The organism is Enterobacter sp. FUJ80071, from assembly GCF_038739915.1.
In the GTDB taxonomy this organism is placed as follows: Bacteria; Pseudomonadota; Gammaproteobacteria; order Enterobacterales; family Enterobacteriaceae; genus Enterobacter; species Enterobacter kobei.
This window is the reverse complement of record NZ_JBBXKH010000001.1, coordinates 1,107,720-1,119,160: the sequence shown is the minus strand read 5'-3', so window position 1 is coordinate 1,119,160 and position 11,441 is coordinate 1,107,720. Positions and strand designations below refer to the sequence as shown.

Sequence of the window (11,441 nt, the reverse complement as noted above, 5' to 3'; positions counted from 1 at the left end):
CGCGTAAAATCCCCGCCATTGCTGGTTTTATTTCTGGAATACCCATGAACGATGGAACGGACTATCGCGCGATCCTCGCGTCTGATACCCCTTTAATCGACGTTCGCGCGCCGATAGAATTTGCCCAGGGCGCGATGCCCGCCGCCCTTAACCTGCCGCTGATGAACGACGACGAACGCGCCGCCGTGGGCACCTGCTATAAACGTCAGGGCCCCGAGGCCGCACTGGCGCTCGGCCACAGTCTGGTCAACGGCGAGACGCGTGAGGCGCGCATTAACGCCTGGCGTGAAGCCAGCCTTGCTCACCCTGAAGGTTATCTCTGCTGCGCGCGCGGGGGCCAGCGTTCACATATCTCACAGGCCTGGCTGAAAGAGGCCGGTGTCGATTACCCGCTGATCCGCGGCGGCTATAAAGCCCTGCGCCAGACGGCGATTCAGGTGACGATTGAGCAGTCGCAAAAGCCGATGGTGCTTATCGGCGGCTGTACCGGAAACGGGAAAACCCTGTTGGTGAAGCAGCATGCGCAGGGTATCGATCTGGAAGGGCTGGCGCACCACCGCGGTTCGTCCTTTGGCCGCACGCTCACTCCGCAACTGTCCCAGGCCAGCTTTGAAAATCATCTTGCCGTCGAGCTGTTAAAAAAAGATGCCGCACGCTGGGTGCTGGAAGATGAAGGTCGAATGATTGGCTCCAACCACCTGCCGGAGTGCCTGCGCGACCGCATGAATGAAGCTCCCATCGCGGTTGTCGAGGATCCGTTTGATATTCGTCTTGAGCGTCTGCGCGAAGAGTACTTCGACCATATGTGGGCGGATTTTTCTGCCGCTTATGGTGAAGAGGCCGGCTGGAAAGAGTACAGCGCGTATCTGCACCACGGACTTTTCGCCATTCGCCGCCGCCTGGGGCTACAGCGTTTTGCGGAACTGACTGTCCTACTCGATTCCGCGTTGCTTGAACAGCAACGGACAGGCTGCACCGAGGTTCACTTTAGCTGGCTTGCGCCCCTGCTTAACGACTATTACGACCCGATGTACGGCTATCAGCTTGAGAAAAAAGCGGAGAAGATTGTTTTCCGAGGGACGTATAACGAGGTCGCTGACTGGCTTAATCGCTGAAAAAAGCCGGGTGGCGGCTACGCCTTACCCGGCCTACGCGTGCTTTTGTAGCCCCGGTAAGCGCAGCGCCACCGGGGAACAGACGACTTAGAAGTCGTAACGCAGACGCACCAGGTTCATGTCACCCAGGTTGTCGGTGCTGGAGGTGAACACGTGTTCGTAATCCACGCGGAAACCGTAATCCAGCTGGAAGCTGATACCCACGCCATTGTCGATGCGCTGGTAGTTACGGCCATTCACATACTCAATGCGGTCGCCCATGAAGTAAGGCTGGATGGATTTCACCGCATACTGGCCGATCGGGAATTTATACCCTGCGAAGTATTCAATACCCCACGCGTCGCCCGCAAAGTAGTCGTTAACAGACACTTTTTTGGTGGTCAGGAAGTTCTGGTACCAGCCGCCGCCTGCGGAGAAGGTCCAGTTGTCCGGCGTCCAGCTCAGCGCGGTACCGAGGATGTTCTGGTCGTAGGTTTTGCTGTCGCCGTTGTCCGGGTTACGCATGTCCGCACGGGTGTAGTTCCACGCTGCGCCCCAGGTCAGGTCGGTGGTCAGGTGGTAATCCAGGCCCAGTGAACCGCCGCCTTTACGCTTATAGCGCAGGCCGTTACCCGGCAGGTATTCGCTGTCTTCAAACAGGTAAGATGCATAGATGTCGGCATCACCCACGGTTTTCTTGTATTTCAGCATCTGGCGTGAACGGTAAGAACCGTCGTAGTCGCCGTTGATCCCGTTACCTGGCGCCTGAGCAATCATGTCGTAGTCCCAGATATCGGTTTTCGCGCCCACCACATCATAGTAAACGCTGTTCTGTTGACCGAAGGTCAGCGTACCCCAGGTATCGCTCTTCAGGCCGGTGTAGAGCATACGGCGAGTGGTATCGTGTGCGCCGTCTGCGTAGTGATGATCCCAGTTAAACTGGGCAGGGATGTTCACACCCAGTTCGTAGTAGCTTATCCAGCTAATATCATCAAACAGGTAGTAATCAGCCGCGAAACGGAAACGGGTACCACCGTCAAAGCCGTTACGTTTGTAGCTGTTTTTACCGTCGTCGCCGGTCATGTTCTGGAACTGAGGACGAATACTGCCGCCAACGGTAAAGTTCAGGCGGCTCAGCGGGTTACCCGCCTGCGGATCCTGTTTAAGAACGGTGATTTCCGCCTGAGAAGCGAAGGTCGTTAATGCCACTGCCGCGCCAATCGTTACCGCCAGCGCTGATTTTTTTATAGTCATTATTTTTCCTTAATAGACACGCTGCTAAATATTTAGCGGGTGAATATTAACTGGAAATAATCGGGCTGTGTGGACGGGTTTTTAATGTTTTGTGCTACTAAATACGTGGGTATTATCACTTTGTGCTTTTAAAATATTGCACACCGGCATAAAAACCGGCGTGCAATTATCACGGAGCTGGATTACCCCATAAACTGCCGGAACAGCGCTTTGCCCCTTAACAGGCGCGTTCCGAGCCAGCCCCCGCAGAGGGAGAGCAGCACCGCGCCGCAGAGAGGCAGAATCAGCCAGAGACGCCAGTCAGGCTCCCACGGGAAGTCGAAGACACGTGTCTGCAACACCGCCAGCGCCGTCTCGGCGCCAATCGCGGCCACCAGACCGGCAACCAGCCCCAGCAGCGCAAACTCGCTCCAGAGCGTCATCCGAAGCAACCGCTTCCCGGCCCCCAGCGTGCGGTAGACCACCAGCTCCTGATGGCGCTGACGCATGCCCACCTGCACCTGGGCCAGTAGCAACAGCACGCCGCAGATGGTCACCAGCACCACCATGACCTCCAGCGCGCGGCTCACCTGCTCCAGTACCTGTCCCACCTGCTTCAGGATCGCCCCAATATCCAGCAGGCTGACCGTCGGGAATTCCCGGTTAAGCTGCGTCAGCATGCCGTTGCCATTTTCCCAGCGGAAGCTGGTCAGCCAGCTTTGCGGCTGTCCATCCAGCGCCCCCGGCGGGAAGATAAAGAAGAAGTTGGGCCGCAGGCTTTCCCAGTCCACCTTTCGCAGGCTGGTGACTTTGGCGGTAAAGTCCTGGGTATCGCCGGTGAAGGTCACGCTGTCCCCGAGCTTCACGTTCAGGCGCACCGCCAGCCCTTCCTCCATTGATACCTCCCCCACTTTCGGCGGCCAGGTGCCTGCCGTGATCGGGTTATGGTCGGGCCGTTTCTCCTGCCAGGTCAGGTTAAGCTCGCGGTTCAGCGACTCGTCCTTGTTCCCCTCCGTCGACTGCCCATTGATTTGCGTCAGACGGGCGCGAACAATCGGATAAAACGACTCCGGGACAATATGATGCTCAGAGAGGAAACCCTTCAGCGGCGTAACCTGCTCAGGCGCGATATTGATCAGAAAATAGTTCGGACTTTCCGGGGGAAGCTGCTGCTGCCAGCGATCCAGCAGATCGCCCCGCAGCACCAGCAACAGGGCCAGCAGCATAAACGACAGTGAAAACGCCGACAGCTGGCTGAGCGTAGACCAGGGCTGATGCAGCAGACGATTAACGGCCAGGCGCACGGGCAGCGATTTCACCGTCAGCCTCTTCAGAACGTTGAGCAGTATCCAGCCCAGTACGCCGCACAGCAGCGCCAGCACAACCGCACCGGCCAGCACCGCCCACAGCAGCGTGCTGCCGCCCATCAGCCAGGCCAGCAGCCCCACCGCGACCGCAATAATCCCCGGAAGGTAGAACTTCAGCGGCCAGACGTTCGCCACCACATCATTACGCAGCACGCGCAGCGGCTGCGTCGCGAGCAGCAGCCGGTAGGGCCGCAGCCCCACCAGCAACGAGATCACGACCATCGCGCCAATCGCCCACAGCCACGGCCAGAAGCTGGCCGGTGGCAATGCGGACGGAAGCACCGGTTTTAACATCACCATCAGCAGTTTTTCAAACAGCAGCCCTATGATTCCGCCAGTGAACACTGACAAAACCAGCAGCATTAGCCACTGGCCGACGATCAGCTTGCGTAGCTGCGCCCGTCCCGCGCCGAGGGTTTTAAGGATCGCCACCCGATCGTAGCGGCTGCGGCAGTAATGCCCCATCGCCACCGCCACTGCCGCTACCGCCAGCAGCAGGGTTAAGAGCGCCGAAAGCAGCAGGAACTGCTGAGAGCGCTCCAGAGATTTACCGAGCGCCCCCTCGTCCTGCTCCAGCCCGTACCAGCGGTGCTCCGGTTTAAGCTGCGGGAGCAGCCATTTTTCATACCCATCAAGCTGGGCTGGCGTGCCGCCAAACTTGTAGCGCCAGGTGACGCGGCTGCCCGGCTGGACAGCATGGGTTGCCGGAACATCCGCCGTGTTCATCAGCAGGCGTGGCGCAAGCTGGAAGGGGTTAAAGCCGGAGTCGGGTTCCTGCACCACCTCCCCGGCAATTTTCAGCGTGGCATCGCCCACGTCAATACTGTCACCGGCTTTCAGGTTCAGAAGCGCCATTAAACGCGATGCCAGCAGCACCGTGCCGGGCGTTGGTTTTAACCCCGGCGGACTGGTTTGTAAGTCACCGTACATCGGGTAGACATCATCCACGGCTTTCACGCTGGCGAGCTGCGGCGTGTCCCCCGCAAAGGTCATGGTCTGGAAGGTGATTTGCTCTCCCACCTTCAACCCTGCTTTGTGCGCTTCCTCAATCCAGCCCGGCGGAACAGGACGCGAGCTTTGCAGCGCCCGGTCCCCGGCCATAAATTCCCGGCTCTGCTGGCTGAGCCCTTTTTCCATACGGTCGCTGACGCTGCCGAGCGCCAGCACGCAGGCCACCGCCAGGCTTAACGCCAGCCAGACAATCAGCAGCGAGGGCGAGCGCCACTCGCGCCAGAACCAGCGGGCAATCATGCTTCCTCCTGAAGCGTACCGTTGACCAGCCGCAGACGCCGGTCGCAGCGGGCGGCCAGCTGCGGATCGTGGGTCACGAGGATCAGCGTGGTACCGTGTTCACGGTTAAGCGAGAACAACAGATCCGCGATTTTGTCGCCGGTTTTACGGTCAAGGTTGCCGGTGGGTTCATCAGCAAACAGCACTTCCGGGCGGCCATTAAAGGCGCGCGCCAGCGCCACACGCTGTTGCTCCCCGCCGGAAAGCTGTGCGGGAAGATGGCTGAGGCGCTTGCCCAGACCGAGCTGTTCCAGCAGCGCCTTCGCATGGGCGCGGCTTTCGCGACTCTTTTCACCGCGCAACAGCGCCGGAAGTTCGACGTTCTCCAGCGCGTTCAGCGTGGGGATCAGCATAAAAGACTGAAAGACAAACCCGATGTGGCGCGCACGCAGCGCAGCACGCGCCTCTTCATCAAGCTGGTGCAGCGGCTGCCCGACAAGATGAACCTCGCCGCTGCTCCCGTCGTCCAGACCGGCCAGAATCGCCAGCAGCGTGGACTTGCCGGAACCGGATTCGCCAATCAGCGCGATGGTTTCAGCGCGTTTGACAACGAGTTCAACTCCAGTAAGGATGGAAAGCTCGTGTTCCCCCTGACCGACGGACTTCTTAAGACGATGAACTTCAACACTGTTTTCCGCTGGCATTTGCCCTTCCTGTTCTTGATTCTGATGACCTTCCGCGCGGCGGCAGCGGACACGTTACTGATTCTTGGCGACAGCCTGAGCGCGGGCTATCGCATGGCGGCCAGCGCAGCCTGGCCCGCTCTGCTCAACGATAAATGGCAGAGCAAGACGACGGTTATCAACGGCAGCATCAGCGGCGATACCTCGCAGCAGGGCCTGTCGCGCCTGCCAGCGCTACTCAAACAGCATCAGCCGCGCTGGGTGCTGGTTGAGCTTGGCGGCAACGATGGATTGCGCGGTTTCCAGCCTCAGCAGACGGAACAGACGCTGCGCACCATTTTGCAGGACATCAAGGCGGCAAACGCCCAGCCGCTGCTGATGCAAATTCGCCTGCCCGCTAACTACGGTCGTCGGTATAATGAAGCCTTTAGCGCGATCTACCCTAAGCTTGCCAAAGAGTTTGATATTCCGCTGCTGCCATTTTTCATGGAAGAGGTCTATCTCAAACCCCAGTGGATGCAAGACGACGGGATCCACCCCAATCGCGATGCGCAGCCGTTTATTGCCGACTGGATGGCAACGCGGCTGGCTCCTTTAGTTAAACATGACTCCTGATTAAGCGGAGATCCTGACAGGTAAAGTTATGCAAAAATCGGTCTTAATTACAGGATGTTCCAGCGGAATCGGTCTTGAAAGCGCGCTCGAATTAAAGCGTCAGGGATTTCGGGTGCTGGCGGCCTGCCGCAAACCCGACGATGTCGAACGCATGAACGGGCTGGGCTTTACCGGCGTGCTGCTGGATATGGACTCCCCGGAAAGCGTCGAACGCGCCGCCGATGAGGTGATAGCCCTGACCGACAATCGTCTGTACGGGCTTTTTAATAATGCCGGTTACGGCGTGTATGGCCCGCTGGATACGCTCTCGCGCGAAACGCTGGAAAAGCAGTTTTCAACCAACTTCTTTGGTGTCCACCAGCTCACCATGCGTCTGCTCCCCGCCATGCTGCCGCACGGCGAGGGGCGTATCGTGATGACATCGTCAGTTATGGGTCTGATATCAACGCCCGGCCGCGGCGCCTACGCCGCCAGCAAATATGCGCTGGAGGCCTGGTCCGACGCCCTGCGCATGGAGTTACGTCACAGCGGCATTAAGGTCAGCCTGATTGAACCCGGCCCGATCCGCACCCGCTTTACCGAAAACGTTAACCAGACGCAGGCGGATAAACCGGTCGAAAACCCCGGCATTGCCGCACGATTTACGCTCGGGCCCGAAGCGGTGGTTGCCAAAGTGCGCCATGCTTTTGAGAGTGAACATCCCAAAATGCGCTACCCGGTAACGCTGGTCACCCATGCCGTTGGCTGGTTAAAACGTCTGCTACCGGGCCGGATGATGGACAAAATTTTACACGGTTGAGTTGAAGCGACAGCGCTCACCCCCATGTAAATAACAAACCGATAAAAGAGAAGGCCGCATGTCCGTACAGAATATCGTCAATATTACTGAAGCAAACCTGCAACAGATCCTCGAACAGTCGATGGCAAAACCCGTGCTGTTCTACTTCTGGTCTGAACGCAGCCAGCACTGTTTACAGCTGACGCCGGTGCTGGAAAGCCTTGCCGCGCAGTACAACGGTCAGTTCATTCTTGCCAAACTGGACTGTGACGCAGAGCCGATGGTGGCGTCTCAGTTTGGTTTGCGCGCCATCCCTACCGTCTACCTGTTCCAGAACGGTCAGCCTGTTGATGGCTTCCAGGGGCCACAGCCGGAAGAGGCCATTCGCGCCCTGCTGGATAAAGTCCTCCCGCGCGAAGAAGAGCTGAAAGCGCAGGAAGCCATGGCGCTGATGCAGGAAGGCAAATACGACGAGGCGCTGCCGCTGCTTAAAGACGCGTGGCAGCTCTCGAATCAGAACAGTCAGATTGGCCTGCTGCTGGCGGAAACGCAGATTGCTCTGCACCGTTCAGAAGACGCCGAAGCCGTGCTCAAAACGGTTCCCCTGCAGGATCAGGACACCCGCTATCAGGGGCTGGTCGCGCAGATTGAACTGCTGAAACAGGCGGCAGATACGCCGGAAATTCAGCAACTGCAGCAGCAGGTCGCTGACAACCCGGCCGATGCGGCTCTGGCAAGCCAGCTGGCGCTGCAGCTGCATCAGGTGGGGCGTAACGAAGAAGCGCTTGAGTTGCTGTTTAGCCATCTGCAAAAAGACCTCGCTGCCGCAGACGGTCAGGCGCGCAAAATGTTCCAGGAGATCCTGGCCGCGCTGGGCACCGGCGATGCGCTGGCGTCGAAGTATCGTCGTCAGCTGTACGCGTTGCTCTACTAACAAAAAAATGCCCGGTGGCGCTTCGCTTACCGGGCCTAGAAAAGTGCGGATCGTAGGCCGGGCAAACGCAGTGCCGCCCGGCATAATCACCGCACGTTTTTCAACTGCGTCACCACCAGCTGATGGCGCGCGTTGTAAAACTTCCGATAGGTCAGGTAACAGGCAATGATGGTGGACAGGCTTGCCGTTGAGAGCAGCATAAACGTCACCATAATCTGATACTTAATCGCTTTTACCGGATCGATACCGGCAAAAATCAGCCCCGACATCATGCCCGGCAGGCTCACCAGCCCGACCGTTTTGGCTGAATCTACCGTGGGGATCAGCGATGAGCGAATGCTCTCACGAATCAGCCGCGCGGAGGCCACTTTAGGCGTCGCTCCCAGGCTTAATTTCTCCTGTAGCTGCTGCTGTTCACTGCTGAAGCGCTGGCCGAGATTGTTATAACACAGCCCAACGGCCACCATGGCGTTCCCGGCAATCATTCCTGAGATAGGGATAACCTGCATCGGCGTAAACTCAATTGAGCCGGAAAGCACCAGTACCGCCAGCGTTAATACGGTTCCGGTGGTAATGGCAATAAACGACGAGACAAACGCCTTATCGATGTATTTACTGCGCTTTTGCGCGTTCCACGCCGCATTGAAGCAGATAAACAACACCATCAGCAGCGTCAGCACCGCGTGGTTGACGTTGAAAATATACTTCAGCACATAGCCGACAATAATGAGCTGAATCACCGCGCGGCAGATACTCCACACAATGTCCTTTTCCAGCCCCAGCTTTTCACGGTAGCTGACGACAATCGCGATCAGCACCAGCACCATCGAAAACGCCAGGGATTCGTTCGTAATATTGTGCTCACCCACGGTTTGCCTCCTGCATTTTTCCGCCATGCGGCTGGAGCGTCAGTACGTCATCCGCATGGGTAATTTCGTTAGCGTCATGCGTCACCCACAGCACGGCAATATTCTGCTCGCGGACGTAACGATGAATGATTTCATTGACGTTGCGCTTGTTGGCATCATCGAGCGCGCTGGTGATCTCATCGAGCAGTAACACCTTCGGTAAGAACTGCAGATTACGGATCAGCGAGACGCGCTGCTTTTCGCCGCCCGACAGTTCGGAAACGGACTTTGTCAGGGTGTCCGGCGGCAGATTGAAGCGTGCCAGGTCGGCGGAAAACCGTTCAGGATCGGGCGTCTTATGTCGGATCTGCCAGGGGAAAAGCAGGTTATCGTACACCGTGCTGTCGAACAGGCTCGGGGTTTGCACCGAATAAGAGACCTGCTGGCGGTAAGCCTCGGGTGAAAGCGTTGAAATATCCTTCCCCTCAAAGAAGATCTTTCCCGACGTTGGCGTGAGCAGCGACGCAATGATTTTAAGCAGCGTACTTTTCCCGCAGCCTGAGGGGCCGGTAATCAGTCGAAACTCGCCCGGCAAGAGGCTAAAACTGACATTATTCAGAATGGTGGTACCGCCTGTGCGGTAGCCCACGTCCTCAATGGTTAATACCGCGCTGTTATCCTTCATGTGATCTTCTGCCTTTATCCCAATAATGAGCAGTAGTTTACGGCGATGAGTGATAATAAAGCGACTTTCCTCGTATACTTAGGATCAACAAAAAGTGATTTCATTTCTGCCTTAGCATGCAAAACAGGAGGTTTTTATGCTCATCGTTGTTCCTGTCCTTATCTTCGTTGCGCTGGTTATCGTCGGCGCAGGCGTCAAAATTGTCCCTCAGGGTTATCAGTGGACCGTCGAACGCTTCGGCCGCTATACCAACACGCTACAGCCTGGCTTGAGCCTGATTGTCCCGTTCATGGACCGCATCGGTCGCAAGATCAACATGATGGAACAGGTGCTGGATATCCCTTCTCAGGAAGTGATCTCCAAGGATAACGCCAACGTTACCATTGATGCCGTCTGCTTTATTCAGGTGATTGATGCGCCGAAAGCGGCCTATGAGGTGAGCAACCTGGAGCTGGCGATCGTTAACCTGACGATGACCAACATCCGTACCGTGCTTGGCTCGATGGAGCTGGACGAGATGCTCTCCCAGCGCGACAGCATCAATACCCGCCTGCTGCACATTGTCGATGAGGCCACGAACCCGTGGGGGATCAAAGTCACCCGTATCGAGATCCGCGACGTGCGCCCGCCGGCAGAACTGATCGCCTCCATGAACGCCCAGATGAAGGCTGAGCGAACCAAGCGTGCCTATATTCTGGAAGCCGAGGGGGTGCGTCAGGCCGAAATCCTCAAAGCGGAAGGGGAAAAACAGTCGCAGATCCTGAAAGCGGAAGGCGATCGTCAGTCCGCATTCTTACAGGCAGAAGCGCGTGAACGTTCTGCAGAGGCGGAAGCCCGCGCGACCCAGATGGTATCCGAGGCGATTGCCGCCGGTGATATCCAGGCCGTGAACTACTTCGTCGCGCAAAAATATACCGATGCACTGAAAGAGATCGGCTCCGCGAACAACAGCAAAGTGGTGATGATGCCGCTGGATGCCAGCAGCCTGATGGGCTCTATCGCAGGGATTGCCGAACTGATTAAAGACAGCGGAAACGAGCGTAAAAAATGATTGAACTGATCGTCGCACATCCTCATGCGTTCTGGCTAAGCCTCGGTGGCTTACTGCTGGCCGCCGAGATGCTGGGCGGCAACGGTTACCTACTGTGGAGCGGTGTTGCCGCGGTCATTACCGGCCTGGTCGTCTGGCTTCTGCCGCTTGACTGGGCATGGCAGGGGGCGCTGTTTGCCGTGCTGACGCTGGTGGCCGCCTGGCTGTGGTGGCGCTGGCTGAACCGACAGGTAAGCGAACAGAAACCGCTGGATGCCCACCTTAACCAGCGCGGACAGCAGATCGTCGGCAAGCGTTTTACGCTCGACACCCCGCTGGTGAACGGGCGCGGGCATATGCGCGTAGGTGACAGCTCGTGGCCGGTGGTGGCCGACGACGACCTCAGCGCCGGAACACGGGTTGAGGTCATTGCGGTAGAAGGCATTACCCTGCGGGTAAAAGCCTGTTAAGCGTGGGTTTTGCGGTGGCAGCAGCCGGCAAGATTGTCGATAATCGGGCAGTCGGCGCTGTCATCACCCGGACAGGAATCCGCCAGCTGTAACAGCTGTTCACGCATCGACTGTAATTCGATGATATGGCGTTCGATCTCCGCCACTTTTTCCAGCGTGCGTTTTTTCACGTCGGCACTGTGGCGCTTCGGATCGTTAAACAGGTTTACCAGTTCGCCGGACTCTTCCAGGTTAAACCCCACCTGCCTTGCCTGGCGCAGTAACGTCAGTTCATCAAGATGCCGTTGCGTGTAGCTGCGGTAGCCGTTTTCACTGCGCAACGGCGGCGTTACCAGCCCTTTCTCTTCATAAAAGCGAATGGCTTTGCTGGTTAAGCCGGTTTTTTTTGCCACGTCACTGATATTCACATTTCCCCCTTGACCTTCCCCTTGATGGAAGGTTTAACCTTCATAACAGTTAGCGAAAAGCGTTACT

The 11,441-nt window shown here is 57.4% G+C and carries 12 protein-coding genes; 6 read left to right on the top strand and 6 right to left on the bottom strand.

Annotated features, from left to right (window positions below; genetic code table 11):
• The first annotated feature begins 44 nt into the window (after positions 1 to 44).
• Positions 45 to 1,115 carry a tRNA 2-selenouridine(34) synthase MnmH gene (gene mnmH, locus AAER43_RS05320; RefSeq protein WP_050862431.1) on the top strand — a complete coding sequence of 357 codons (1,071 nt, stop codon included), beginning with the start codon at positions 45 to 47 and terminating at the stop codon, positions 1,113 to 1,115.
• Between the two features lie 87 nt (positions 1,116 to 1,202).
• Here mnmH and AAER43_RS05315 read toward each other — a convergent pair whose 3' ends face one another.
• From AAER43_RS05315 to ybbA, 3 genes are all read right to left on the bottom strand, one after another.
• Complete coding sequence (locus AAER43_RS05315) at positions 1,203 to 2,348, bottom strand: porin (RefSeq protein ID WP_014882831.1); 1,146 nt, start codon at positions 2,346 to 2,348, stop codon at positions 1,203 to 1,205.
• A gap of 182 nt (positions 2,349 to 2,530) precedes the next feature.
• Positions 2,531 to 4,945, bottom strand: a complete 2,415-nt coding sequence (gene ybbP / locus AAER43_RS05310; RefSeq protein WP_050862432.1) for a putative ABC transporter permease subunit YbbP — start codon at positions 4,943 to 4,945, stop codon at positions 2,531 to 2,533.
• Positions 4,942 to 5,628, bottom strand: a complete 687-nt coding sequence (gene ybbA, locus AAER43_RS05305; RefSeq protein WP_014882829.1) for a putative ABC transporter ATP-binding protein YbbA — start codon at positions 5,626 to 5,628, stop codon at positions 4,942 to 4,944. The genes ybbP and ybbA overlap by 4 nt, the downstream gene beginning before the upstream one ends.
• Here ybbA and tesA point away from each other — a divergent pair.
• The 3 genes from tesA to AAER43_RS05290 are packed head-to-tail and all read left to right on the top strand — an operon-like array spanning position 5,599 to position 7,934.
• Positions 5,599 to 6,222 carry a multifunctional acyl-CoA thioesterase I/protease I/lysophospholipase L1 gene (tesA, locus tag AAER43_RS05300; RefSeq protein WP_014882828.1) on the top strand — a complete coding sequence of 208 codons (624 nt, stop codon included), beginning with the start codon at positions 5,599 to 5,601 and terminating at the stop codon, positions 6,220 to 6,222. The two genes, ybbA and tesA, sit on opposite strands and share 30 nt — an antisense overlap.
• Positions 6,223 to 6,250: 28 nt before the next feature.
• Positions 6,251 to 7,021, top strand: coding sequence for an SDR family oxidoreductase (locus AAER43_RS05295; protein ID WP_014882827.1), 771 nt, complete (start codon positions 6,251 to 6,253; stop codon positions 7,019 to 7,021).
• Between the two features lie 58 nt (positions 7,022 to 7,079).
• Positions 7,080 to 7,934, top strand: coding sequence for a co-chaperone YbbN (locus AAER43_RS05290; RefSeq protein ID WP_014882826.1), 855 nt, complete (start codon positions 7,080 to 7,082; stop codon positions 7,932 to 7,934).
• 86 nt (positions 7,935 to 8,020) lie between these two features.
• Here AAER43_RS05290 and fetB read toward each other — a convergent pair whose 3' ends face one another.
• Together fetB and fetA are read right to left on the bottom strand one after the other, a co-directional pair.
• Positions 8,021 to 8,803 (bottom strand): iron export ABC transporter permease subunit FetB, encoded by a 783-nt coding sequence (gene fetB / locus AAER43_RS05285; protein WP_050862433.1) that lies wholly within the window; start codon positions 8,801 to 8,803, stop codon positions 8,021 to 8,023.
• Positions 8,796 to 9,467 carry an iron ABC transporter ATP-binding protein FetA gene (gene fetA / locus AAER43_RS05280; protein WP_014882824.1) on the bottom strand — a complete coding sequence of 224 codons (672 nt, stop codon included), beginning with the start codon at positions 9,465 to 9,467 and terminating at the stop codon, positions 8,796 to 8,798. The genes fetB and fetA overlap by 8 nt, the downstream gene beginning before the upstream one ends.
• Positions 9,468 to 9,603: 136 nt before the next feature.
• Here fetA and AAER43_RS05275 point away from each other — a divergent pair, with 136 nt between their 5' ends.
• Both AAER43_RS05275 and AAER43_RS05270 read left to right on the top strand, forming a co-directional pair.
• Positions 9,604 to 10,518, top strand: a complete 915-nt coding sequence (locus AAER43_RS05275) for an SPFH domain-containing protein (protein ID WP_008499312.1) — start codon at positions 9,604 to 9,606, stop codon at positions 10,516 to 10,518.
• Entirely contained in the window at positions 10,515 to 10,967 is a 453-nt protein-coding gene (locus tag AAER43_RS05270) for an NfeD family protein (RefSeq protein ID WP_023332259.1), read from the top strand. The genes AAER43_RS05275 and AAER43_RS05270 overlap by 4 nt, the downstream gene beginning before the upstream one ends.
• Here AAER43_RS05270 and cueR read toward each other — a convergent pair.
• Positions 10,964 to 11,374, bottom strand: coding sequence for a Cu(I)-responsive transcriptional regulator (gene cueR, locus AAER43_RS05265; RefSeq protein WP_050862434.1), 411 nt, complete (start codon positions 11,372 to 11,374; stop codon positions 10,964 to 10,966). The two genes, AAER43_RS05270 and cueR, sit on opposite strands and share 4 nt — an antisense overlap.
• Positions 11,375 to 11,441 lie beyond the last annotated feature (67 nt).